Here is a 24,231-nt window from a genome sequence, read left to right on the forward strand (position 1 = left end):
CGCTTTTGTGACGCCTTAATTTATGCGTATAATACCGAAATCTTTTTTCACTGAAATTAAATGGAACAAATTTAACAATGCAGCTGATTCGTGGCTTGGGAAATTTACCGCAAAATTTGCACGCTTGCGCGTTGACTATCGGCAATTTTGACGGTGTGCATTTGGGACATCAAGCCATTTTGCGCCATTTGCGGACAAAAGCCGATGAGTTGCATTTACCCATGGTGGTGATGTTGTTTGAACCGCAGCCACGCGAGTATTTCTGTACCGAAAATGCGCCTGCGCGCTTGATGCGTTTGCGCGATAAATTGTGTTATCTCAAACAGGCAGGCGTGGACATGGTGATTGTGGCAAAATTCGACCGCACTTTTGCCGATTTACCGGCGCAGCAATTTATTGAAGATTGGCTGGTGCGCAAATTAAATGTGAAGTTTTTAAGCATTGGTGATGATTTTAAATTTGGTACCAAACGCCAAGGTAATTTTGCGCTGTTGCAACAAGCTGGGGAAAAGTTTGGTTTTACTGTAGAAGACAGCCGAAGCTTTTGCTTGGATGAGTTGCGAATCAGTAGTACAGCGATTCGCGAGGCGTTGGCAAACGACGATTTAACATTGGCGGAAAAATTACTTGGACGTCCTTATCGAATTTTAGGGCGCGTGATTCATGGTAATGAGCTTGGTCGCACTATCGGCTTTCCGACCGCGAATATTCGCTTGCATCGTCAGGTGAATCCGGCCAAAGGCGTGTATGCCGTCAAAGTGCGGTTAAAATCCGGTGCGTTTTTTAATGGGGTCGCGAACATCGGCACCCGCCCGACCATCAATGGTGTGAATCAACTATTAGAAGCGCATTTATTCGATTTTCAAGGCGATCTTTATGGTCAATGGTTAGATGTAGAACTCTGTCATAAAATCCGCGATGAAATGAAATTTCCCTCTTTTGACGATTTAAAAGCACAAATTGCGAAGGATGTAGAAACGGCGAAAAACGTTTTCAAAACTGACCGCACTTTATAGAACACAAATTTTAATTTTTACATAACACTGGAATATAAAATGACTGATTATAAAAATACCCTTAACCTTCCTGAAACGGGCTTTCCAATGCGCGGCGATTTAGCCAAGCGCGAGCCTGTGATGTTGAAAAACTGGTATGAGAAAAATCTCTATCAAAAAATTCGTGAAACTTCAAAAGGCAAAAAATCCTTTATTTTGCATGATGGCCCTCCGTATGCGAACGGCAACATTCATATCGGTCATGCCGTGAATAAAATTCTGAAAGATATTATCGTGAAATCCAAAACCGCATTAGGTTTTGACTCGCCTTATATTCCGGGTTGGGACTGTCACGGTTTGCCGATTGAATTAAAAGTAGAAGGCTTAGTGGGCAAACCGAATGAGAAAATTTCTGCGGCCGAATTCCGGGCGAAATGCCGTGAATATGCAGCGGAACAGGTAGAAGGACAGAAAAAAGACTTTATCCGTTTAGGCGTGTTGGGCGATTGGGATAACCCTTATTTGACGATGAACTTTGATACCGAAGCGCACATCATCCGTACACTCGGCAAAGTGATTGCTAACGGCCACTTATACAAAGGATCCAAACCGGTGCACTGGTGTTTGGATTGCGGTTCTTCTTTGGCTGAAGCGGAAGTGGAATACGAAGACAAAGTTTCTCCGTCCATTTATGTGCGTTTCCCGGCGGTAAGTGCGGTAGAAATTGAAGAGAAATTTAACGCTGTAGGCAAAGGCCATGGCAAATTATCTGCAGTCATTTGGACAACAACGCCTTGGACAATGCCATCTAACCGTGCGATTGCAGTAAATGCAGAATTGGAATACAACCTAGTCCAACTTGGTGATGAGCGTGTGATCTTAGCCGCTGAATTAGTGGAATCTGTGGCGAAAGCCGTGGGTGTAGAACACGTTGAAATTTTAGGGGCCGTAAAAGGTCAAGCGCTTGAGTTAGTACGCTTTAACCATCCGTTCTATGATTTCACTGTGCCGGTGATTTTAGGTGATCACGTAACCACTGATGGTGGTACGGGTTTAGTACATACCGCACCTGATCACGGTTTAGACGACTTTGTCGTGGGTAAGCAATATGATTTACCAATGGCGGGTCTTGTATCTAATGACGGTAAATTTATTTCAACTACTGAATTCTTTGCAGGCAAAGGCGTATTTGAAGCGAATCCATTGGTTGTTGAAAAATTGCAAGAAGTGGGCAACTTATTAAAAGTTGAGAAAATCAAACATAGCTACCCACACTGCTGGCGTCATAAAACACCAATTATTTTCCGTGCGACACCACAATGGTTTATCGGTATGGAAACGCAAGGTTTACGCCAACAAGCGCTTGGTGAAATCAAACAAGTGCGCTGGATTCCGGATTGGGGCCAAGCGCGTATCGAGAAAATGGTTGAAAACCGCCCGGACTGGTGTATTTCCCGTCAACGTACTTGGGGTGTGCCGATGACCTTATTCGTGCACAAAGAAACCGAAGAACTTCATCCGCGTACTTTAGAGTTACTTGAAGAAGTGGCGAAACGTGTGGAGAAAGCCGGTATTCAAGCATGGTGGGATTTAGACGAAAAAGAATTATTAGGTGCGGACGCAGAAACCTATCGCAAAGTGCCGGATACGCTTGACGTATGGTTTGACTCAGGATCAACCTATTCTTCTGTGGTGGCGAATCGTCCGGAATTTAACGGTCAAGATATCGATATGTATTTAGAAGGTTCCGACCAACACCGTGGTTGGTTTATGTCTTCTTTAATGCTTTCGACTGCTACGGATAACAAAGCGCCATACAAACAAGTATTAACCCATGGTTTCACCGTGGATGGTCAAGGCCGTAAGATGTCAAAATCTATCGGTAACATCGTGACGCCACAAGAAGTGATGGATAAATTCGGTGGCGACATTTTACGTTTATGGGTGGCTTCTACCGACTATACCGGTGAAATGACCGTTTCCGATGAAATTTTAAAACGTGCGGCAGACAGCTATCGTCGTATTCGTAACACGGCACGTTTCTTATTAGCTAACTTAAACGGTTTTGATCCGCAACGTGATGCGGTGAAACCGGAAGAAATGATGAGTTTGGATCGTTGGGCGGTGGCTTGTGCGTTAGATGCACAAAAAGAAATCAAAGATGCTTATGATAACTATCAATTCCACGCTGTGGTACAACGCTTAATGCGTTTCTGTTCTGTGGAAATGGGCTCGTTCTACCTTGATATTATCAAAGACCGTCAATATACCACCAAAGCAGACAGCCTTGCGCGCCGTAGCTGCCAAACCGCCTTATGGCACATTGCCGAAGCGTTGGTACGTTGGATGGCACCAATTCTTTCTTTTACGGCGGATGAAGTTTGGGGGTACTTGCCGCAAACGGCGACGGCACGTGCAGAATTCGTCTTTACGGAAGAATTCTACGAAGGCTTATTTGGCTTAGGCGCGAACGAAAAATTAGATGATGCTTACTGGCAACAACTGATTAAAGTGCGTTCTGAAGTGAACCGCGTATTAGAAATTGCTCGTAATGACAAAGTGATTGGTGGTGGCTTAGAAGCGGAAGTGACGGTTTACGCTAACGATGAATATCGTGCCTTGTTAGAACAATTAGGTAATGAATTACGTTTTGTGTTAATTACCTCAAAAGCAGAAGTGAAAGCATTAGCAGACAAACCTGCGGATGTGGCTGCGGGTGAGTTAGAGGGAATTGCGGTAAGCGTAGCACGTTCTCACGGCGAAAAATGCCCACGTTGCTGGCATTATTCTGACAAAATCGGCGTGAATCCGGAACATCCGACACTTTGCCCGCGTTGCGTAGAAAACGTTGCAGGCAATGGCGAAGTCAGACGTTTCGCTTAATCATGCAGTAAAGCCTAAATAAAAGTGCGGTCAAAATTGACCGCACTTTTTGATCGTAAAGCATTTATTTATTTTTTCAGTTCCGTGGCGTAATGTTCGACTGCCGTTTTCGTTTTCAATAACCCTTGTTGCAACATAAAGTCCGCCATTTTTTCGTAGTTCGCTTTATTAAAGGTACCCGGTTGTTTGCTTAAATAAGGCAGAGTGTCTTTCCAGGCGCGGCGGTTAAGCTCGTTATCCAATTCTGTCGGTTTATAGCTGACAAAAAGCTGCCAACTTTCTTCCGGGTGTGCGTAAAGGTAATCGGTGGCTTGTTGTAGCGCGCTGATAAAATCTTTGTATTTTGCTTCATGAATCTTGTCTTTATTGGCCACGATAATTAATTCATCATAGGTCGGCACGCCATGCTGTTCAGGGAAAAACGCCTTGCCTTGATAACCTTCAATGGATAATTGATTCAATTCAAAATTGCGGAATGAACCAATAACCGCATCCACTTGTTTGCTAATTAAAGAAGGGGAGAGAGACCAATTTACGTTAATCAGTTGGACATCTTGATTACTTAAATTGGCCGACTTCAACATGGCATCCAACAGCGCCGTTTCAAAACCGCTAACGGAATAGCCGATTTTCTTTCCTTTCAAATCCGCTAAGGTTTTGATGCCGCTGTTTTCCAACGTGACCAAGCTGTTTAATGGAGAATCTGCCAATGTCGCAATGCGCACCAAAGGCAGTTTTTCATCCACTTGAATATGCAGTTGCGGTTGATAATCTACGGCGAGATCGGTTTTGCCCGCGGCGACCAATTTAGGCGGCAGAGATGGATCGGCAGGTTCAATAATATCTACCTCCAGATTATGCTCGGCAAAAAAGCCTTTTTGCTGTGCAACGATCAACGCAGCGTGATCCGGGTTGACAAACCAATCCAGCATCAAAGACAGTTTTTGTTTTTCTGCCGCCTGAACGCTAAGCGAAAGTGCGCCGATAATCAATGTTGAAAGAATGTGTTTTTTCATTGTAGCTCCTTTTGGTGGTTAAGCGAGATCCAGCCCCATTTGCCAAAAGGCAATTTCCATGCGGGTGGCCGTCGTAAAGATGTGTTGAATATGATTTTGTTGGGTTGGGGTAAAGTCGGCACAAAGTGCGGTCAAAAAGGCGGATGTTTCTTCTGCTTCTTTCTGAAAAGCCTCCGAAGCATAGGTATCGATCCAGGTTTGATACGGATTATTGGCTAAGCGCGGGTAGTTTTCTGTGATATAGCGTGCGATTTGTGCGTAGCCTACGGCACAAGGCGTAATGGCTGCATAAATTTCAGCTAAACCGCCGGTGGCACCGCAATCTAATAAATAGCGGGTATAGGCAACACAAGCGGCGCTTTCTTGGGTGGTAAATATTTCCGATTCACTAATGCCCCATTGTCGGCAATAGGCCAAATGTAATTGAATTTCCTGACAAATACTGTCCAGGCTTTTTCGTGGCGTTTCCATTTGGCTAAAGTTTTTGGCTTTAAAGATAGCCAAGGCAAATGCACGGCTGTAATGAAACAGGTAAAGGTAATCCTGTTTTAAATAATGGCGAAAGCACTCTGCCGGCAACGAGCCAGTTGCCAATCGTTTGACAAAGTCATGCTCTATATATTGTTGCCAATAAGGCTGGGCGTTTTTAATCAATTGGTTGAGCATTTTTCCTCCTAATGCACATAACTTACCCATGGCAGGGCTTTGCGCAGTAATTTATCCACGATGAAGTAAAGGCAAAGCGCCATGAGCAAAAGTAAAAAAAGTGCCGCAAACATCAAGTCGATTTGCATTCGGGCATTGGCTTGCAACATTAAATAGCCTAATCCTTCCGAAGAACCGACCCATTCCCCCACAATGGCGCCAATGGGCGCAATGGAGACGGCAATGCGTAATCCTGACGCTAATGCAGGCAAGGCTGCCGGTAAGCGTACTTTAAATAGCATCGCTGCAGGAGAAATACGTAAGGTTTGGGCAAGTTGAAGCCAGGGTTTCGGTGTGTTGCGTAGTCCGTCATAGCAGGCAGCCGTGACGGGAAAATAGATAATCAAAATCGCCATAGTGATTTTAGATGCCATGCCATAACCAAGCCACAACACCAGCAATGGCGCGATAGCAAACACCGGAATGGCTTGTGAAATCACCAATAATGGCATTAAGAAAGCCGAGATTTTACGGGAAAGAGTAAGTAGTAGCGCAGAAGATAACCCAAATAAAAAGCCTAAAACTAAGCCTAATAAAATTTCCAGCAAAGTAATTTTGGCATGCATGAAGAGCAAGTCCGCTTGCGTCATTAATCGTTGCCATACAGCAAGCGGGGTAGGCAATAAGTAGGGCGGCACATCAAACAGACTGATAATGCCTTGCCAGAACGTAATGAACAGGGCGCTTAATAAGATAAGACGGGCGATTTGCTTCATGTTGGCTCCGCCATTAATTGTTCGATAAGTCTATTTTGCAGCGCCCACAGCGCTTCTTGGTGAAGCTGATGGGGCTTTATGGGATCTAATTGAGCAACCTGTTTTATTTGCACCGGTTGTCCTTGTAATACATAAATTTTTTCCCCTAAACGAATTGCTTCTTGTGGATCATGGGTCACCAAAATCACGGTTTTTCCTTGTAGCAGTTCGCAGGCAAGATTTTGTAACTGTAAACGGGTAACCGCATCCAGTGCAGAAAAGGGTTCGTCCATTAAAATTAAATCGGCATCTTGCATTAAGGTACGCGCCAATGCCACCCGTTGGCGTTGTCCGCCGGAAAGTTGATAACAAGGTTTATGCCAATGGTCTGCCATGCCGACGGCATGTAATAGTTCTTTGGCTTTCTCTTGGGTTTTGGCATTTTTCTGACTGCTAAGGTGCTGTGCCAACTGCACATTATCTAACACGGAAAGCCACGGGAACAAACTGTCTTGCTGTGCTAACCAAGCCACTTTGGTATGAGGGGCAAATTGGATATGGCCTTGTGTAATCGCTGCATTTTCCAATCCTGCAATGGCGCGTAATAAAGTAGATTTTCCCACACCGGAGCGCCCGAGCAGCACAACCCATTCCCCTTGTTCTACGTGAAAATGAAGATCGACAAACAGCGGCTTGCGATCGAATTGCAAGCATAGATGTGGGATATCGAGACAATGCATCGCAGGCTAACTTAGCGCGAGAGGCCGAAAAGTGCGGTGGATTTTAAGAATGTTTTTAAAAAGAATGGCGATATGGACATGATTTAGTTTCCTACGTCAGTGTTAACTGTTTCAGGTTCACGGGTATTATCTCAGCCAATGGCACCCCGACTAATAATGGCGCAGAGTCTATCGGAAAAAATGTGAAAAAACAAATCGCGCGGTTAAATTTTGTGATCCCTGTCATAGAGAAATTCTGTTCTTTCATGATGTTCCAAATCAGTTTTTCTGTATAAAACCTTGCCTTGTGCTAGAATGGCGGCCTAATTTTGATAATGATTTTATTTAGGTAACATTATGTCCCAACAAAAATCCGGACTCTCTTTTCTCTGGCTAAGTGCGGTCGCTTTTTTGCTTGATTTGCTGACAAAGTATATTGTGGTACAAAAATTTGATTTGTATGAAAGCGTGAATGTTCTGCCGGTGTTTAATCTCACTTATGTACGCAATTATGGCGCGGCATTCAGCTTTTTGGCGGATCACGATGGTTGGCAAAAATATTTCTTTATTCTGTTGGCGATTGGTATTTCCCTTATGCTGGCGTATTTCATGAAGAAAAATCGAGCTGAGCAAACATTACAAAATGCCGCCTACGCGTTCATTATTGGTGGTGCACTTGCCAATATGGTGGACCGTGCCTACAACGGTTTTGTGGTGGATTTCTTTGATTTTTATTGGGATATTTATCATTATCCGGTGTTTAATGTGGCGGACATTGCTATTTGTATCGGCGCCGGTTTACTGGCATTAGATGCCTTTAAAGGTGATAAGAACAAACAAAAGAGCGGTCAAAAATGAAGATAATTTTAGCCAACCCACGCGGTTTTTGTGCCGGCGTCGATCGTGCCATCAGCATTGTTGAATTGGCGTTGGAAATTCATGGTGCGCCCATTTATGTACGCCACGAAGTGGTGCATAATCGTTTTGTGGTGAACGGCTTGCGTGAGCGCGGTGCCATTTTTGTCGAAGAACTGAGTGAAGTACCGGATGGTGCCATTGTGATTTTCTCCGCCCACGGGGTGTCTCAGGCAGTACGCCAAGAAGCCAAAGACCGCAATCTCAAAGTATTTGACGCCACTTGCCCTTTGGTGACCAAAGTACATATGCAAGTGGCGCGTGCCAGTAAAAAAGGGACGAAAGCGATTTTAATCGGTCACAAAGGCCATCCGGAAGTGGAAGGCACGATGGGACAATATGGTAACCAAGAGGGCGGAATTTATCTCATTGAAAGTATTGAGGATATTGCTAATTTGCCGGTGGCTCAAAACGATGATTTAACCTTTATGACGCAAACGACGCTGTCTTTAGATGACACAGCGGAAACCATCAGCGCGTTAAAAGAAAAATACCCTGCGATTCAAGGACCGCATAAAAATGACATTTGCTACGCGACAACCAACCGTCAACAAGCGGTGCGTGAACTAGCAAAACAATCGGATCTGGTGGTCGTGGTAGGCTCCAAAAACTCATCCAATTCTAACCGTTTGGCTGAGTTGGCTTCTCGAATGGGAGTGGCGTCTAAGTTAATTGATGATCCGAATGATATTCAGCCGGATTGGTTTAACGGCGTGCAAACCATTGGTGTCACCGCAGGTGCTTCCGCGCCGGAAGAATTAGTGCAATCAGTGATTGCGCGTATGAAAGAATTTGGCGTCACGGATGTAGAAGAATTACAAGGCTTAGAAGAAAATATGTTCTTTGAAGTGCCAAAAGAATTGCGTGTAAAAGAGGTTGGTTAATTCTCTCCAACATTCGCTAAAAATGAAAAGAAAGTGCGGTCAATATTTGAAACGTTTTGAATATTGACCGCACTTTTTCTTTGTTGAAAAGCGTAAAGAGACAAGCTGAAATAAAAAGCGAATAAATGTCATCGCCATTTATCCGCTTTAAATTAAGACTAACTTACGTTAATTCACACTTGGATTACCAAGAATATTTAATGCCGACAGAGCCTTTATAGCCTTGACGTTTTGCGCCACTTAAAGAGTGTTCGTAGCGAACATCGGCATAGATATGTGAGTTAGCGCTGGTTGCAAGTTGAGTACTTACACCAAATTCACCCCAAGTTTTCGCAAATTTTTCATTGATGTTATCTGCACCAATGTTGCTATCGGCAGTATTTTTGAAGTCATGCCATAAGTTTGCAGTGAAATAAAGGGTTCTGACTTTTTCACGCGCAGTTAGATCGTTGTAAGCAAGACGTGCACCTACGCGACCACGTAAACCGTGTTGTTTGTCTTGGTGTACAGAACGAAGTTCATCGTTGAAGCGGCTTAATCCTAGGTATTGATAGATTAACTGTGCTTGCGGTTCAATGATCCAGCTGTCACCGTTATTCATTTTTTCTTTACCTAAAGCAAATGGATGTCCAACTTCGCTTGATAATGCAACGCCGAAACCGTGGTTTTTAGCTTGTGAATCAAGAGCGTAATATTTATTTTTCACCCAAGAAAGTTGACCCACTAAGTCTAAGTAACTGCCATTTTCAGCATAACGTGTATGTGTTACGCCGGCATGGAAGTTTTCGGTTTTCGCTTTGCCGGTGTATTTGTCATTAAGGACAACACCATTTTCAGCACGATATTCATCATAGAATTTTGAATTTGCGTGCGTGTAACCCGCATAAATACCGGTTAAACGTTTTCCGCCGTTTTCAGTAGAAGCAACATCAAAGTCGTGACCGAATTGGAAACCGGAAAGGTTAGCCGTTAGATTTAAACGCTCTTTACCATCCAAAGCAAGGTGTTTACCGATAATACGTCCCCAAGTTTGGTTGTTTGCTTGAGATTTTTCCCAAGAAAGCGCCTGATTTTCGCCACGACGTTGGTGTAATGTGCCGACTGTTTCATAGCCCACTTCTAAGTTCAATTTTGGCGCAAGTGTGTAGCCCGGTACGGAAGGGACATAAATTGCATTGCCATTTGTTGAGGTTACGGTCCAGAAATATTCAGTGGCGTTACCGACGAGTTTAGAGGCTAATTGTAGTTCACCTGCACCGGTGGTTCTTGTCATACCGGTAAAGTTACGTAAATTGCTTGTGCCTTGTACACGAACGACGGCCGTACTGTTTTTGCCTAAATCTGAAGCGATAGAGCCAATAGAACCGTCAACTAAGTTTTCCGCACCATTTGCTTTTAGGCTCACAACTTTTGTTACGCCTTCTGCATTACCGGTGATTTCCAATAAGTCGGATTTACCGTTATTAGCATCATTACTATCCCAATGAGTATTCACTTTAAGAACACCGTTATTTGCTGTGTAGTTGCCTTCCATAGTGAGTTTGTCTTCATAAGAACCATTGGCAAGGGTGATTTCACCGTTGTTGCTGGTTAATGTGCCGTCAGAGCCATCTTGTTGAACTAGCTTAACTTTATAATCTGTTCCGGTAGCGCCGGTAGGAATATTTTTAGAGGCATCTAATACACCATTATCTAAGGTTAAGGCATTGATGGTAGAACGTTGTTCCGTGCCTTTTTGTTTTAATTCCCAAACAGCTTGGTTGTTCACATGCACATCCAATTTAGAACGCACATTGCCTTGAGATTGTTGTTGCATCAAACCAATGGCTTTTGCTTGATCAGATAAGGTAAATGTCAAATCAGCACCTTTTGTTTTTGCCACTTTGGTTTCGGCAAGCCAGCCATTTTCTGCGGCTTTGGCTTCACTGTCTTTGCCTTTCAACGTGAATTTTGCATTTTCAGCTACAAATTCACCGTTATTAAATTTGTCAGCAACAGAAGGTCCTGCTATAGATACAGCGCTACTATTTACATTTTTCGCTTCCGCCACAATCAGTGAAGCATCATTGGACGTTGTGGTAATTTTTGTATTGTTTAAACGAACTTCTTGGTCTTTATTAGGCTCATTTCTGGACACTTTATCACTAAAGAACAAGGCACTTACTTCAGTTAAGTAATCTTGAGTGTCAAAAACTACAGCTGAATTACCGGATTTGATTTTCCCACTGCTGGTATCTGAATCGGCAATTAAGCGGGATTTTGTGCCAAATAAACGCACGGTTGCAGAATCTTTTGATTCTGTTGTATCAAGTACCATTCTGCCGGTGGAGTTGACGACAGCACCTTTATAGTCAGCCGATTTGACGGTATTTGGGAGTTCCGGTTTGCCAATTTTTAATGCGGCAGAAAATTTTCCATTTGCTTTCACTTTGATGTCAGAGTTTTTCAAGCTCGCTTCTGCACCATCGCCACTAACATAAAGCCCCACTAAATAATCCCCAATTTTAGCGGTGGTTTTATCTTCTACATTAATGGTCAGTTTTTTCTTAGAATTAAAAACAGGTCTAGCGCCATCTTTACGGTAAACTTTCACACCGGATAATTGGTGGCTAAAAGGTGCAGATACGATTCTTTTAAAGTATACAGTGCTTTTTACTGTGTTTTCTGTGTTTTTAACAGTGATATTCGCATCATCGTGCAAAGTTAAGCTTGCGGTATCGGAAGCGTTGCCACCGGCATGATCATATCCTACCGCAATACCGTAAGCAGCATTTGAATCTGCGGCTAATCCTGAATTTCCTTCGCTGGCTAACGTAACATTAATGTTAGTTTTGCCTTTAATTTCAACTTGATTATTTGCACGAACGATAAGTCCTTTGGGACGAGCAAATTTTTCTCCGCTATTAGGTGCTAGTGTAGCTTTGTAATCTCCATCAATGTTTTGATTTGGTTCTTTCCAAAATTCTCCTGAGCCTTCTACTCCTATAGTAGGTGAAGTGTCATCAGCTGCAGCAAGAGTTAATGTAGGAATGGAAAAATAAGAGACAACTAATGTGCTCAGAAATGTCTTTCTGAATTTTTCCTTGGTATTAAGTAACATAATGTGTTTCCTCTTGTTATGTTATATAGAAATAGAAAAGAACATTTTTGTTGGTACAAAGATTGTGCTAATTGTAGCAGGGAAATTAATTTAATACATATGGAATGTTAATGTATAATTAATTGAAATCAAAAGAATAAATTAAATTTTAATTTTTTATTATATTTAAAAAATGCTACAACTTTTAAACTCAATTTATTATGCAAACTGAAAATAATTTTCGCATTGTAAAGATGCAAGTTCTCCGCCGTATTCAACAAGGTTTACAGCTGGCGGAGACCCATTTCAAACAGACTTTTACGCCTCCGCAAATTCATTATGAATTAAAAGGTGTCAAGGCGGGGGTTGCCTATTTACAACGAAATACCATCAATTTTAACCGCACTTTATTGTTGGAAAATTCGGAAGAATTTATTCAGCAAGTGGCATTGCATGAGTTGGCACATATTGTGGTTTATCAGCATTACGGGCATGTGCAACCTCATGGCAAAGAATGGCAATTTGTGATGCAAGAGATATTTCATTTGCCGGCGGAAACCTATCACCAATTTGATTTATCCTCCGTGCAGGGAAAAACCTTTACATATCACTGTGCTTGTCAAACCCATAAGCTCAGCATCCGCCGTCATAATAAAATTCAGCGTGAAAGTGCGGTGTATTTCTGTCGAAAATGTAAAACCCAATTAAATTGGATTGGGCTGGAAAATGAAGAAAATTAACTGCTCCGTTTCGGCTTATTTCCCATAAAAAACACCTTCTTTTTTCTCGTTTTTCGATCTGCTTCACAAAAAAGTGCGGTCATTTTTCTGATCGTTTGTATGGTGCATACAAAATCGCTAGATTAATGAAACCGAAATCAGTACAATCGCACCCTTATTTTTTCTATTGTTTAAAATATAACCAAGAAATTTCGGTATCCGCCGTAATGTGTAATAACGAGGCTCCATGTCAGAACAAACAGTATCAGCGCAAGCTGTTGCCGAACCGGCAAAAAAAGTCAATTTAATGAATTTAACCCGTGCGCAAATGCGTGAATTTTTTGCCGAATTAGGTGAAAAACCGTTCCGCGCGGATCAGTTGGTGAAATGGATTTACCATTTTGGTGAAGACAATTTCGACAATATGACCAATTTAAACAAAAAGCTACGGGAAAAATTAAAATCCGTGGCAGAAATTAAAGCACCGGAAGTGGCGGTGGAACAGCGTTCTGCCGATGGCACCATTAAATGGGCGATGCAGGTCGGCGATCAGCAAGTGGAAACCGTGTACATTCCGGAAGCGGATCGCGCCACGTTATGTGTTTCTTCACAGGTTGGCTGCGCATTAGCTTGTACTTTTTGTTCGACCGCACAACAAGGCTTCAACCGCAATTTAACGGTGTCAGAAATTATTGGGCAAGTGTGGCGTGCATCGAAAATTATCGGCAATTTTGGGGTGACAGGCGTGCGTCCGATTACCAATGTGGTGATGATGGGCATGGGCGAGCCGTTGTTGAATGTGGCGAATGTGGTGCCGGCGATGGAAATTATGTTGGATGATTTCGCTTACGGTTTATCTAAACGCCGTGTGACATTATCCACTTCAGGTGTGGTACCGGCGCTCGATAATTTAAGCAAAATGATTGATGTGGCATTAGCGATTTCCTTGCACGCACCAAACGATGAATTGCGTGATGAAATCGTGCCACTAAACAAAAAATACAATATCAAAACCTTGATTGATTCGGTGAATCGCTATTTAAGCGTTTCTAACGCCAACCACGGTAAAGTGACCATCGAATATGTCATGTTGGATCATGTGAATGATCATGTGGAACACGCCCATCAATTAGCGGAAGTGTTAAAAAATACGCCATGTAAAATCAATTTGATTCCATGGAACCCGTTCCCGGAAGCGCCTTACGCGAAAAGCTCTAATACGCGTATTGACCGTTTCCAAAAAACCTTGATGGAATATGGTTTAACGGTGATTGTGCGTAAAACCCGTGGTGACGATATTGATGCTGCTTGCGGACAATTAGCCGGCGATGTGATTGACCGCACCAAACGTACTGCACAGAAAAAACGTTTTGGCGAGGCGATTGCCGTTCAAGTTCAGTAACCATTCAAACTCGGAGGAAAATAAATGGTTCATTTCCCATTCTTTACTCGAATTATGCCGTTTATTTTCCCCTTTCTTTTTTCTGCTTGTGTTTCCCAACAAGTTTCATCTGATTTTGATAAACAACAAGCAGCAAAAGCCCGTGTTGAATTGGCATTAGGCTATTTGCAGCAAGGGGATCACAACCAAGCGAAGGCAAATTTAGACAGGGCGATTTCTTATGCGCCAGATTATTATTTAGTGCATGCGGCGCGCGCTTATTTTTATCAGCAACAGGGCGATGTGATTCAGGCAGAACAAGCCTATTTGACTGCGATTAAGTTAGATAAAAAACAAGGTGATGTTTTCAACAATTTCGGTACCTTTCTTTGTTTGCAAGGTAAATATTCTGCCGCCTATGAGCAATTCCATAAAGCATTAAAGGCGCCTAATTATTATCGGCAGACTGATACTTACGAAAATCTTGCACTCTGTGCTTTGTCAGCAAAGGATTTAACGGTTTATCAGGAAAATCTGTTAATACTTGAAAAAATGGAATCGGAGCGGGCAAAGAAATTAGCGTTACGCGCTAAATAGTCGATCAAAGTGCGGTCATTTTTGCCGGTGTTTTTAGCCAATTATTTTGTGATTGCTTTTGTTCTCCGAAAATAGGTGAAAATGCCATTTAAAATTGATTTTGTCTTGCGTGACAATTTCCATGTCAGATAACAATAACGCCATATAACTGTTGCAAAACCAGCCTTACCCCCTTAAACTTTAGCACTTAATTTTTAGCTAAAAATACCATTCCTATGAATACACCTAAAACAATTCAAGAAGCGCAAAATAATGCACAAGAAATCACCATTGGTGATAAATTTCGTTTGGCAAGAGAAGCTCTAAATCTTTCATTGGAATCTGTTGCTCAAACCGTTGCATTGCGTCCTTCAATTCTTCAAGATATTGAAAATAACCGATTTATTCATCGCTCAACGCCCGCGACGTTTGTTCGTGGTTATGTGCGTAGCTATGCAAAATTTCTTAAAATTGCAGACCATGAATGGCTGAATGTGATTGATTTTGGTGATGAACAGAAGAATGACTTGTGTAAAAATGCACGAGCAACGAACTCTGTTAATCGATATTCTTCTCATAATCGTTGGGTTAGTTATTTTAGTGCTTTAGTTGTATTGGTTGTTCTTGGTATGACGGTCATGTGGTGGTGGGAAAACTATAAGCAATCTAATGCAGAGCGCGATAACTTAGTGAATTCTTACACCCAATTGTCAGCAGAAGCGCCAGCTGCAGTAACCAATGTTGAGAATGTGTCTGTGGTCACGCAGCCAATCAGTCAGGTAGAAAATCATGTTGTGGAATCAACGACGATTGAACCTATTGTTGAAGTTAAGCCACAAGAGAATGTTGTTGCTACACCAATTGTGGCGACAGAGGTAGCACCGGCAAATGTGTTGCAATCTGAAATGAGTAAAATTAACGGTGCAGAGCAAGTGGCAAGTATGCCTGAAAGTGCAACAATGGAAACCACGGTAACATCTTCTTCAACAGAAAGTGCGGTGAAAAATCCAAATGTTTCTGCGGTCGCGACAAATGATAATTTATACATTGAAGTGATTGGCAATTGTTGGATCAGTGTGAAAGACAAAAACCGTAAGGTGTTAGCACAAAAAGAATATAAACAAGGCGATGTGTTAAGTTTCAACGAAGAAGAGCCTTATTCTTTAATTATCGGTGCGCCGGGGAATGTCAAAATTATTTATAAAGGCGAAGCTTTCCCATTAACACTTGATGGGCGTGTCGCAAAATTTAAATTACCTCAATAATGGGCGAATAATGTTAGAAAAGCCAAAAATTCAGCGTAGAGAATCCACGAAAATTTATGTAGGGAATGTACCCATCGGTGGTGACGCACCGATTGCAGTACAGTCGATGACCAACACACGAACTACTGATGTTGAAGCCACGGTTGCGCAAATCAAATCGTTAGAGCGCGTGGGTGCCGATATTGTGCGTGTATCAGTGCCAACCATGGAAGCGGCGGAAGCTTTTAAATTAATTAAACAGCAAGTGAGCGTGCCATTAGTCGCCGATATTCATTTTGATTATCGCATTGCGTTGAAAGTCGCCGAATATGGTGTGGACTGTTTGCGTATCAATCCGGGTAATATCGGACGTGAAGATCGTATTCGCGCCGTAGTGGATTGCGCTAAAGATAAAAATATCCCCATTCGTATTGGGGTGAATGCCGGTTCACTGGAAAAAGACATTCAGGAAAAATACGGTGAACCAACACCACAAGCGTTGTTGGAATCGGCATTGCGTCACGTAGAAATTTTAGATCGTTTGAACTTCGATCAATTTAAAGTGAGCGTTAAAGCCTCTGATGTGTATTTGGCGGTGGAATCCTATCGTTTACTTGCGAAAGCCATTAACCAGCCCTTGCATTTAGGCATTACTGAAGCCGGTGGTGCGCGTGCCGGTGCAGTGAAATCTTCCATCGGATTAGGTATGTTATTGGCTGAAGGGATCGGTGACACCCTGCGAGTGTCTTTAGCCGCCGATCCGGTGGAAGAAATCAAAGTGGGCTTTGATATTTTAAAATCACTCCGTATTCGTTCTCGTGGCATTAACTTTATTGCTTGCCCAACTTGTTCCCGTCAGGAATTTGATGTAATTGGCACGGTAAATGCGCTGGAACAACGTTTAGAAGATATTATTACGCCGATGGATGTGTCAATTATCGGCTGTGTCGTCAATGGTCCGGGAGAAGCGTTGGTGTCTGATTTAGGCGTCACCGGCGGTAATAAGAAAAGCGGCTATTATCTTGACGGTGAGCGTCAGAAAGAACGTTTTGATAACGATGATTTAATTAATCAATTAGAAGCAAAAATTCGCGCCCGTGTTGCGCAGCAAGACCCTAAAAATCGTATTCTTTAATTTTTAATAAACACAGGAAGTTATTGTGGCAAAAACTATTCAGGCAATTCGTGGAATGAACGATTGCTTACCAACAGAAACCCCGCTATGGCAATGGGTTGAGAATAAAGTGCGGTCGGTTTTAAGTGCGTATGGTTACGCGGAAATCCGTATGCCAATTGTGGAAAGCACGCCGTTATTCGCCCGCGCTATCGGTGAAGTCACCGATGTGGTGGAAAAAGAAATGTTTACGTTCGATGACCGTGATGAGGAAAGTTTGACTTTGCGTCCGGAAGGCACGGCAGGTTGTGTTCGCGCCGGTATCGAGCACGGTTTGTTGTACAACCAAGAACAACGTTTATGGTATATGGGACCAATGTTCCGTTATGAGCGTCCGCAAAAAGGCCGTTACCGTCAGTTCCATCAGGTCGGCGTGGAAATTTTTGGTATTCCTAATCCGGAAATTGATGTGGAACTTATCGCCTTAACCGCCCGTTTATGGAAGGATTTAGGCATTTTTGACCATGTGACGCTTCAACTAAACTCCATTGGTTCATTAGAGGCGCGCAAAAATTATCGTCAAGCCTTGGTCGATTTTTTACAAAATCACATCGATATTTTAGATGAAGACAGCAAGCGTCGTTTAACCACCAATCCGTTACGGATTTTGGACAGTAAAGATCAACGTGTTCAAGAGATGCTAAATGATGCACCGAAATTACATGATTATCTTGACGATGATTCCCGTGAACATTTTGCGCAATTATGCGCCTTGCTGGATAATTTAGGCATTCAGTACGAAATCAATCAAAAATTGGTGCGTGGCTTAGATTATTACAATAAAACGGTGTTTGAGTGGGTGACTTCTGCTTTAGGCGCGCAAGGTACCGTCTGTGGCGGTGGTCGTTACGATGGGTTGGTTGAACAGCTAGGCGGTCATGCCACAAGTGGCGTTGGTTTTGCTATGGGCTTGGAGCGTTTGGTACTGTTGGTACAGGAAGTGAATACACAGATTACCTTGCCAAGTGTGGTGGATATTTACATCGTTTATCAAGGCGAAGGCACTACCGTAGCAGCCTTTAATTTGGCGGAAAAACTTCGTTCAGAATTACCGCACTTACGTACGCTTTTACACTGCAGTGGCGGGAATTTTAAAAAACAATTTAAACGAGCCGATAAAAGTGGTGCGAAGTTAGCCTTGGTCATTGGCGAAGATGAAGTGAAAAACCAACAAGTGGTGGTAAAAAACTTGTTGCAACACAGTGAACAAGCGGTTGTGGCATTCAGCGACATCATCAATCATATTCAAAACACACTCAAATAAGGAAAAAACATGGCGTATACCATTGAAGAAGAACAAGAACTCAGTGCGATTAAGGCGTGGTGGCAAGAAAACTATAAGTTTATTATTGTCTGTTTTGTGATTGCTTTTGGCGGTGTGTTCGGCTGGAACTACTGGCAATCTTATCAGTTACAGAAAATCCACAATGCCTCTGCCGAGTATGAACAAGTGTTGTTTAACTATGCAAAAGATCCGAAAGCACAAGAAGAGCAGTTCTCTCAATTTGTTAAAAATAATGAGAAAACCGGATATGCTGTGTTAGCGTTGCTAGATAAAGCAAAGATTGCGGTAGAGAATCAAGATTTTGCACAGGCTGAAGACGCGTTAAAACAGGCTGTAGCCCAATCAACGGATGAGGTTTTATCTTCTATCAGTGCATTACGTTTGGCTGCGGTGCAATTCCAACTCGGGCAATTTGATCCTGCGTTGGAAAGTTTGAAATTAGTGAAAGATCAAGCTTGGAATGGCGCTAAGAATATGTTGGTTGGTGATATTCAGTTGGCGAAAGGCGATAAGGATGCAGCGAAAAGCGCTTATCAACAAGCCCAACAGAATGCCACACCGTTAGAGCAACAACTCATTCAAGTGCGGTTAAATAATTTATAGTTTTTTTGAGGCTTGGTTTTCCCAAGCCTTTCTTTTGCACTGAATAAGGAATTCGTATGTCATTGAATAAACGCCACATCCCTGTTCCACCACCGTTAATTTTTGTTTTTTGTGCATTGTTGATGAAATACCTTCCGCCTATTTGGCAATTTCCCTCTTCTTTGTGGTTGGTGATTGTATTCGGCGGAATGGGTTGCGCCATTGGGGCAGCCAGTGTTTTGCAATTTTTATTGGCGAAAACAACCTTGAACCCATTTCAACTTGAAACGGCTTCTCAATTAGTCACCGGTGGTATTTATCGATTGAGTAGAAATCCGATGTATCTCAGCCTTGTTTTTATTTTATTGGCTTGGATGGTTTATCTCGGTTCACTGTCGGCGTTGTTTGGCGTGGGGTTATTTATTTGGTATGTTACCAAGTTTCAAATTAAACCGGAAGAAGAAGGGCTAAAACATTTATTTGGTGACGCGTTTACAGCTTATTGCCAGCGTACGCGGAGATGGCTGTAAGAGCCACTATAAAGATAAAATCTCTTTAACGAAGGGAATCGTTAGTTTACGTTGCGCCTGTAATGAGGCCTGATCGAGTTTTTCTAACGCATTAAATAAGGTTTTCATATCCCGTTCTAAACGTTTGAAGAGAAAATTGGCGGTTTCGTCAGGTAATTCAATACCGCGTTGATGTGCGGCCAGTTGTAAGACCGCTATTTTTTGTTGATCATTTAACGGCATTAATTGATACACTTCGCCCCATGTTAGACGAGACACCAAATCCGGTAAATGGGCCGATAAATTAGTCGGCGATTGATCCGCGCTGATCACTAAAAGCGTTTTTCCGGTTTCTCGGATTCGATTAATTAAATCGAAAATGGCCAGCTCCCAATCCGGATTTCCTATCACCTCTTGTAAATCATCCAAACACACTAATTCTTGTTGCTCTAGATTTTCCAGTACTGCCGGAGAGAAATATTGTGCTTTATTCAAAGGCACGTATAAGGCAGGGCGCTGATGTGTTAAGTAATGATGACAAATGGCTTTTAATAGATGGCTTTTCCCGCAACCACGCTGACCCCAAAGATAGAAAAAAGGTTGGCTGAGATGGGAAACGTTTTTTTGTAAGGAGCTGAGCAGAAGCTGATTGTTTTCCGCATAGAAATTTTCCAGGGTGTCATTATCAAATTGATGAATGGGGAGAGGAAGTTGGAAATATGGCTCGCTCAAATCAAATACCGAAAATGCTGAAATAAAGTGCGGTAAGAATAAACGAAATTTTTAAAATTAGAAAGTCATTAGCGGATATTTTTCCTTTCCGCTAATGACTGTTACATATGCGTTTTATGCGGCTTCGTTTTTCGCTTTAGGTAATACCAAGTTCAAAATGATGGCAACCACGGCACAAAGGCTGATCCCTTTTAAGGACACGCCGCCGACATCAACGAACATGTTACCGATACCGAACGTCATCACCACAGCAATGATGCAAAGGTTACGTGCCTCGGTGACATCGACTTTGGCGCGAATTAAGGTGCTCATACCGACAACGGCAATGGAACCGAATACCAACATCATGATACCGCCCATCACGATGGTTGGGATGGTAGATAAAAAGGCACCGACTTTTCCACAGAAAGAAATGGCAATTGCCCAGACTGCCGCCCAAGTCATGATATTTGGATTGAAATTACGGGTTAGCATGACCGCACCGGTGACTTCTGCATAAGTGGTATTTGGTGGACCGCCTAACAATGATGCTGCGCTGGTTGCGATACCATCACCCAATAAAGTGCGATGTAAGCCTGGTTTTTTGATGAAGTCTGTGCCGGTGACGGAACTAATCGCCATAATGCCGCCTACGTGCTCCACGGCGGGTGCAATGGCAATTGGCAGTAAATATAAAATGGCTTCCAATTTAAATTCCGGCGTGGTGATGTTTGGCAAGCTAAACCAAGGGGCATCTAAAACCGGTTGGAAATTAATGAGTCCCATGAAAAGACATAGGATATATCCCACCGCAATACCGAACATAATTGGGATAAGTTTCATTAACCCTTTGGAAAAAACAGCCACACACAAGGTGGTAATTAAGGTGACCATAGACACTAAAACAGCATCATTGTATTGGTAAGCGCTATTTTTACCGAGTGCCATATCGACGGCGACCGGCGCTAAGCCCATACCGATGATAATAATAACAGGGCCTACGACCACAGGAGGGAAAATGCGTTCTAATGCCGCGGCACCACGCAATTTGACTAATGTACTCAGCGCTAAATAAACCAAACCGGCACAGGCTAAACCGCCCATGGTAGCCGGAATACCCCAAGTGGCGACGCCGTATTGAATCGGTGCGATAAAGGCAAAAGAAGAGGCCAAGAAAATCGGCACCTGTTTGCCGGTACAAAGTTGGAATAATAAAGTACCGATACCGGCGGTGAGCAAGGCTGTATTGGCATCTAATCCGGTAATTAACGGTACTAAAACCAATGCACCAAAGGCAACGAATAGCATTTGTAAACCCACAAATGCTTGTTTAACGGAACTCTGTTGCTCCGTAATTGGAGCTTGTGTTGTATGTGTCATGTAAGTTTCAACTCTCTGTCTGAATTAACTTAAAAAGTGCGGTCATTTTTCGAAACATTTTCATTTCTTTTTGCCGTAAAAGAGGCGGATAAAAATCCGCCTAACCTGTTAATAAAATTTCCGGTTTAGGATTATTTCGTACCGAAAATTTTATCTCCTGCATCACCTAAACCCGGAATGATATAACCGTTTTCGTTTAAGTGATCATCAATTGCCGCGGTGTATAATTCAATGTCCGGATGCGCTTTTTCTAATGCAGCAAGACCTTCCGGTGCAGCAACTAATACTAAAACTTTAATGTGTTTACACCCTTTTTGTTTGAGCAAATCGATGGTCGCAATCATAGAACCACCGGTTGCTAGCATTGGGTCAACAACGATAGCTAAACGTTCATCTAAATCGCTGGCTAATTTTTGGAAATAAGGTACCGGCTCAAGGGTTTCTTCATTACGGTACATACCGACAACGCTGATACGCGCACTTGGAACATGCTCTAACACACCGTCCATCATGCCAAGGCCTGCACGTAGAATCGGTACAACAGTGACTTTTTTACCTTTGATTTGGTCAATCTCAACCGGACCGCACCAACCGTCAATAATGACTTTTTCCGTTTCTAAATCGGATGTCGCTTCATAAGTTAATAGACTCCCGACTTCTGTTGCCAATTCACGGAATTTTTTCGTGTTAATTTCCGCTGCGCGCATTAAACCCAATTTGTGTTTCACTAAAGGGTGTTTGACTTCAACTAATTTCATTTTTATCTCCTTAATATTAGACGGTTCGCCGCGAAAAAATAAATCGCGGAATAATACATCAAAGCCTGTTGCTTCTCAAATTTAGCTCAAAAATAATGCCTATGACATCATAGGCATTACGCTTGATTATTGCTCTTGGTTAATAAATGAGTCGTTTATCTCAACTTTCGCTTTAGCGCGTAGTGCATTTAATAAACTGTTTTGTAAGCTCACTTGAGAGAGTTGTTCAATTTGCACGGCAAATTGTTTTTGCTCTTGTTCGGTTAATTTACCGTCAACCACTTTATCTAATGCAATGACAACGACATCACCATTTGCATTGCTAGCGGCTTTATAGGTAGTTTTACCTTCTTCCGGCTTCGCCATGGAAAATACCGTATTGTTTAACACAGGATCTTTATTTTCGGCAAAGACCCAAGTTTGTTCTGCACCAAATTTTACGCCTTCAACAGACTTGCCTTCAGATAAATTTTGGACAATTTGTTCTGCTTGAGCTAATACGACTGCTTCTGCTTTTTGGTGTTTTAAATGTGCGGTAATGTCAGCTTTGGCTTCATCTAATGTTTTGATGCTTTGAGGTTTATGATCAAGCACACGAACGACGACAGAATGTTGTTCACCCACGTTCATCGGTTCAGAATTGCTACCGCCCTGAGACAGATCAGAATCGAAAACCGCAGAAACGACATTAGGATAATTGAGTTCAGCAGGAATATCATCACGAGAAAAATATGCCGTTTCTTGTACTTTGACACCGCCTACTTCTGCAGCCGCATTCAATGAAGAAGGATCTTCAAATGCTTTTTCTGCAACACGTTTTTCAATGGAATAAAATTGTGTATTGACTAAGTTTTGACGGATTTGTGCCGCGATCTGCGCTTTTACGCTTTCTAGTGGTTGTAACTGTGGTTCTTTGCGTTCTTCTACCAAAATAATATGGTAGTGATTGTCAAGATTTACCGGTTGGCTATATTGTCCAATGGCTAAGGCATTTGCAGCATCTTCAAAAACTTTTGGAAATTCACCCGCACTTACCCAACTTAAATCACCGCCTCGCTCAGCACTGGTTGGATCAATCGAGTGATTTTTGGCTAAATCTGCAAAATTAGCCCCATTTTGTAGCTGTTGGTATAACTCTTGTGCTTGCTGTTCTGTTTTTACTTGAATATGGGCTAAGCGTTGTTGTCCTTGGGTCGTGAATTGAGGTTTATTATCTTGATAATATTGTGCAATTTCTACATCAGTAATGTTGATATTGTTCTCCATCGCCGCGCCGGATAAGTCGAGGTATTGTACTTTTACGGTTTCCGGAATCGTAAACTCAGCTTTGTGTGCATCATAGTAAGCTTGAATTTCTTCATCGCTAACTTCTTGTTTGGCAATTTCATTAGCTAAAGATAAATTTGCTAAACGAATTTGACGGCTTTGGAAGAAAAGTTTTGCTAATTTTTCTTGTTGAGCAGGGACGCTAAAGGCAGTAGTGCCTAAACCGCTTTGTAATTGTTCCAGGCGTAATGCTTCGCGAACATAACCGGCATAGGTTTCAGCAGAAATCCCATTATTTTGTAGTGTTTGTTGATATAGCGTATTGTCAAATTTGCCATTATTTTGGAAAGTTGGCGTGGTGACGATTTCTTGTTTAATACGTGCATCGCTAACACCTAATTTAAGTTCGTTAGCGTATTGGCGTAGTAGTTCTTGATCAATTAAAGAGGCAAGTACTTGACGTTTAAGCTTGGCCACTTGTGCAGGTGAATCGATTTCTTGAGGCGTTAAATTACGTGATGCAATATTGTATTGATTTTGAAACGCTTGTTGTGAAATTTCTTCTCCGTTCACTTTTGCTGCTGAGTTATCCACTCGGGTATAAAGATAACCCGCCATCGAGCTGATAACAAATGTGACAGTAATAAAACCAAAAAGAAACTTGGAAGCCCAGTTAGTTGAGGCTCCGTGTAGTTTTTCCATTACCATGAAACGTATCCTATAAAAATAAAGCAAAAATTTGCACGATTATAATC

21 protein-coding genes and 1 riboswitch are annotated in these 24,231 nt (G+C 42.4%); of the genes, 12 read left to right on the top strand and 9 right to left on the bottom strand.

All coding sequences use genetic code 11. The features are described from left to right. Positions 1-77 precede the first annotated feature (77 nt). Positions 78-1,016, top strand: coding sequence for a bifunctional riboflavin kinase/FAD synthetase (gene ribF, locus LQ983_RS07100; protein WP_230622164.1), 939 nt, complete (start codon positions 78-80; stop codon positions 1,014-1,016). A 39-nt stretch (positions 1,017-1,055) separates the two neighbouring features. Next, positions 1,056-3,878: an isoleucine--tRNA ligase gene (ileS, locus tag LQ983_RS07105; RefSeq protein ID WP_230622165.1), complete on the top strand. Its 2,823-nt coding sequence runs from the start codon at positions 1,056-1,058 to the stop codon at positions 3,876-3,878. 68 nt (positions 3,879-3,946) lie between these two features. Here the strand turns inward: ileS and LQ983_RS07110 are convergent, their stop codons facing one another. From LQ983_RS07110 to LQ983_RS07125, 4 genes are read right to left on the bottom strand one after another with little or no spacing between them, the layout of a single operon-like run. Then, positions 3,947-4,894: an ABC transporter substrate-binding protein gene (locus LQ983_RS07110; protein WP_230622166.1), complete on the bottom strand. Its 948-nt coding sequence runs from the start codon at positions 4,892-4,894 to the stop codon at positions 3,947-3,949. An 18-nt stretch (positions 4,895-4,912) separates the two neighbouring features. Beyond that, positions 4,913-5,560 (bottom strand): thiaminase II, encoded by a 648-nt coding sequence (gene tenA / locus LQ983_RS07115; protein WP_230622167.1) that lies wholly within the window; start codon positions 5,558-5,560, stop codon positions 4,913-4,915. An 8-nt stretch (positions 5,561-5,568) separates the two neighbouring features. Continuing rightward, positions 5,569-6,315 carry an ABC transporter permease gene (locus LQ983_RS07120; protein WP_230622168.1) on the bottom strand — a complete coding sequence of 249 codons (747 nt, stop codon included), beginning with the start codon at positions 6,313-6,315 and terminating at the stop codon, positions 5,569-5,571. Continuing rightward, positions 6,312-7,034: an ABC transporter ATP-binding protein gene (locus LQ983_RS07125; RefSeq protein WP_230622169.1), complete on the bottom strand. Its 723-nt coding sequence runs from the start codon at positions 7,032-7,034 to the stop codon at positions 6,312-6,314. The genes LQ983_RS07120 and LQ983_RS07125 overlap by 4 nt, the downstream gene beginning before the upstream one ends. Positions 7,035-7,105: 71 nt before the next feature. After that, positions 7,106-7,193: riboswitch (TPP riboswitch) on the bottom strand. Between the two features lie 177 nt (positions 7,194-7,370). Here LQ983_RS07125 and lspA point away from each other — a divergent pair. Both lspA and ispH read left to right on the top strand, forming a co-directional pair. Further along, entirely contained in the window at positions 7,371-7,871 is a 501-nt protein-coding gene (gene lspA / locus LQ983_RS07130) for a signal peptidase II (RefSeq protein WP_230622170.1), read from the top strand. Then, positions 7,868-8,812, top strand: a complete 945-nt coding sequence (gene ispH, locus LQ983_RS07135; protein ID WP_230622171.1) for a 4-hydroxy-3-methylbut-2-enyl diphosphate reductase — start codon at positions 7,868-7,870, stop codon at positions 8,810-8,812. The genes lspA and ispH overlap by 4 nt, the downstream gene beginning before the upstream one ends. A gap of 184 nt (positions 8,813-8,996) precedes the next feature. Here ispH and LQ983_RS07140 read toward each other — a convergent pair whose 3' ends face one another. After that, on the bottom strand, positions 8,997-11,912 hold the full coding sequence (locus LQ983_RS07140) for an autotransporter outer membrane beta-barrel domain-containing protein (RefSeq protein ID WP_230622172.1): 2,916 nt from the start codon (positions 11,910-11,912) through the stop codon (positions 8,997-8,999). 200 nt (positions 11,913-12,112) lie between these two features. On the opposite strand from LQ983_RS07140, the gene LQ983_RS07145 reads away from it, so the two are divergent. The 8 genes from LQ983_RS07145 (at position 12,113) to LQ983_RS07180 (ending at position 19,382) form a co-directional block, all read left to right on the top strand. Beyond that, positions 12,113-12,631, top strand: a complete 519-nt coding sequence (locus LQ983_RS07145) for a SprT family zinc-dependent metalloprotease (RefSeq protein ID WP_230622173.1) — start codon at positions 12,113-12,115, stop codon at positions 12,629-12,631. A gap of 226 nt (positions 12,632-12,857) precedes the next feature. Further along, positions 12,858-14,012: a bifunctional tRNA (adenosine(37)-C2)-methyltransferase TrmG/ribosomal RNA large subunit methyltransferase RlmN gene (locus tag LQ983_RS07150; RefSeq protein ID WP_006719285.1), complete on the top strand. Its 1,155-nt coding sequence runs from the start codon at positions 12,858-12,860 to the stop codon at positions 14,010-14,012. Positions 14,013-14,036: 24 nt separating this feature from the next. After that, entirely contained in the window at positions 14,037-14,588 is a 552-nt protein-coding gene (pilW, locus tag LQ983_RS07155) for a type IV pilus biogenesis/stability protein PilW (RefSeq protein WP_230622174.1), read from the top strand. 215 nt (positions 14,589-14,803) lie between these two features. Next, a complete protein-coding gene (locus LQ983_RS07160; RefSeq protein ID WP_230622175.1) occupies positions 14,804-15,832 on the top strand; it encodes a RodZ family helix-turn-helix domain-containing protein in 1,029 nt (342 codons plus the stop codon). 10 nt (positions 15,833-15,842) lie between these two features. Beyond that, a complete protein-coding gene (ispG, locus tag LQ983_RS07165; RefSeq protein WP_230622176.1) occupies positions 15,843-16,946 on the top strand; it encodes a flavodoxin-dependent (E)-4-hydroxy-3-methylbut-2-enyl-diphosphate synthase in 1,104 nt (367 codons plus the stop codon). A gap of 25 nt (positions 16,947-16,971) precedes the next feature. Next, positions 16,972-18,249: a histidine--tRNA ligase gene (gene hisS / locus LQ983_RS07170; protein WP_230622177.1), complete on the top strand. Its 1,278-nt coding sequence runs from the start codon at positions 16,972-16,974 to the stop codon at positions 18,247-18,249. A 9-nt stretch (positions 18,250-18,258) separates the two neighbouring features. Continuing rightward, entirely contained in the window at positions 18,259-18,873 is a 615-nt protein-coding gene (locus LQ983_RS07175) for a YfgM family protein (RefSeq protein WP_230622178.1), read from the top strand. 56 nt (positions 18,874-18,929) lie between these two features. Next, positions 18,930-19,382 (top strand): isoprenylcysteine carboxylmethyltransferase family protein, encoded by a 453-nt coding sequence (locus LQ983_RS07180; RefSeq protein ID WP_230622179.1) that lies wholly within the window; start codon positions 18,930-18,932, stop codon positions 19,380-19,382. Between the two features lie 6 nt (positions 19,383-19,388). Here LQ983_RS07180 and hda read toward each other — a convergent pair whose 3' ends face one another. The 4 genes from hda to ppiD form a co-directional block, all read right to left on the bottom strand. Further along, positions 19,389-20,093, bottom strand: coding sequence for a DnaA inactivator Hda (gene hda / locus LQ983_RS07185; RefSeq protein ID WP_230622180.1), 705 nt, complete (start codon positions 20,091-20,093; stop codon positions 19,389-19,391). Between the two features lie 114 nt (positions 20,094-20,207). Beyond that, positions 20,208-21,452 carry an NCS2 family protein gene (locus LQ983_RS07190; protein ID WP_230622181.1) on the bottom strand — a complete coding sequence of 415 codons (1,245 nt, stop codon included), beginning with the start codon at positions 21,450-21,452 and terminating at the stop codon, positions 20,208-20,210. A 131-nt stretch (positions 21,453-21,583) separates the two neighbouring features. Then, the gene (upp, locus tag LQ983_RS07195; RefSeq protein ID WP_006719274.1) at positions 21,584-22,210 is read right to left on the bottom strand and encodes a uracil phosphoribosyltransferase; all 627 of its coding nucleotides are present in this window, start codon (positions 22,208-22,210) and stop codon (positions 21,584-21,586) included. A gap of 126 nt (positions 22,211-22,336) precedes the next feature. Beyond that, positions 22,337-24,184 (bottom strand): peptidylprolyl isomerase, encoded by a 1,848-nt coding sequence (gene ppiD, locus LQ983_RS07200; protein ID WP_230622182.1) that lies wholly within the window; start codon positions 24,182-24,184, stop codon positions 22,337-22,339. Between the last annotated feature and the right edge of the window lie 47 nt (positions 24,185-24,231).

The sequence above is a fragment of the Aggregatibacter sp. Marseille-P9115 genome (assembly GCF_920939465.1).
GTDB classification, from domain to species: domain Bacteria; phylum Pseudomonadota; class Gammaproteobacteria; order Enterobacterales; family Pasteurellaceae; genus Aggregatibacter; species Aggregatibacter segnis_B.

Excerpts from the sequence above, each read along its gene's own strand:
- ribF (WP_230622164.1), top strand. The coding sequence starts at position 78 with ATGCAGCTGATTCGTGGCTTGGGAAATTTACCGCAAAATTTGCACGCT.
- ileS (WP_230622165.1), top strand. The coding sequence starts at position 1,056 with ATGACTGATTATAAAAATACCCTTAACCTTCCTGAAACGGGCTTTCCA.
- LQ983_RS07110 (WP_230622166.1), bottom strand. The coding sequence starts at position 4,894 with ATGAAAAAACACATTCTTTCAACATTGATTATCGGCGCACTTTCGCTT.
- tenA (WP_230622167.1), bottom strand. The coding sequence starts at position 5,560 with ATGCTCAACCAATTGATTAAAAACGCCCAGCCTTATTGGCAACAATAT.
- LQ983_RS07120 (WP_230622168.1), bottom strand. The coding sequence starts at position 6,315 with ATGAAGCAAATCGCCCGTCTTATCTTATTAAGCGCCCTGTTCATTACG.
- LQ983_RS07125 (WP_230622169.1), bottom strand. The coding sequence starts at position 7,034 with ATGCATTGTCTCGATATCCCACATCTATGCTTGCAATTCGATCGCAAG.
- lspA (WP_230622170.1), top strand. The coding sequence starts at position 7,371 with ATGTCCCAACAAAAATCCGGACTCTCTTTTCTCTGGCTAAGTGCGGTC.
- ispH (WP_230622171.1), top strand. The coding sequence starts at position 7,868 with ATGAAGATAATTTTAGCCAACCCACGCGGTTTTTGTGCCGGCGTCGAT.
- LQ983_RS07140 (WP_230622172.1), bottom strand. The coding sequence starts at position 11,912 with ATGTTACTTAATACCAAGGAAAAATTCAGAAAGACATTTCTGAGCACA.
- LQ983_RS07145 (WP_230622173.1), top strand. The coding sequence starts at position 12,113 with ATGCAAACTGAAAATAATTTTCGCATTGTAAAGATGCAAGTTCTCCGC.
- LQ983_RS07150 (WP_006719285.1), top strand. The coding sequence starts at position 12,858 with ATGTCAGAACAAACAGTATCAGCGCAAGCTGTTGCCGAACCGGCAAAA.
- pilW (WP_230622174.1), top strand. The coding sequence starts at position 14,037 with ATGGTTCATTTCCCATTCTTTACTCGAATTATGCCGTTTATTTTCCCC.
- LQ983_RS07160 (WP_230622175.1), top strand. The coding sequence starts at position 14,804 with ATGAATACACCTAAAACAATTCAAGAAGCGCAAAATAATGCACAAGAA.
- ispG (WP_230622176.1), top strand. The coding sequence starts at position 15,843 with ATGTTAGAAAAGCCAAAAATTCAGCGTAGAGAATCCACGAAAATTTAT.
- LQ983_RS07175 (WP_230622178.1), top strand. The coding sequence starts at position 18,259 with ATGGCGTATACCATTGAAGAAGAACAAGAACTCAGTGCGATTAAGGCG.
- LQ983_RS07180 (WP_230622179.1), top strand. The coding sequence starts at position 18,930 with ATGTCATTGAATAAACGCCACATCCCTGTTCCACCACCGTTAATTTTT.
- LQ983_RS07190 (WP_230622181.1), bottom strand. The coding sequence starts at position 21,452 with ATGACACATACAACACAAGCTCCAATTACGGAGCAACAGAGTTCCGTT.
- upp (WP_006719274.1), bottom strand. The coding sequence starts at position 22,210 with ATGAAATTAGTTGAAGTCAAACACCCTTTAGTGAAACACAAATTGGGT.
- ppiD (WP_230622182.1), bottom strand. The coding sequence starts at position 24,184 with ATGGTAATGGAAAAACTACACGGAGCCTCAACTAACTGGGCTTCCAAG.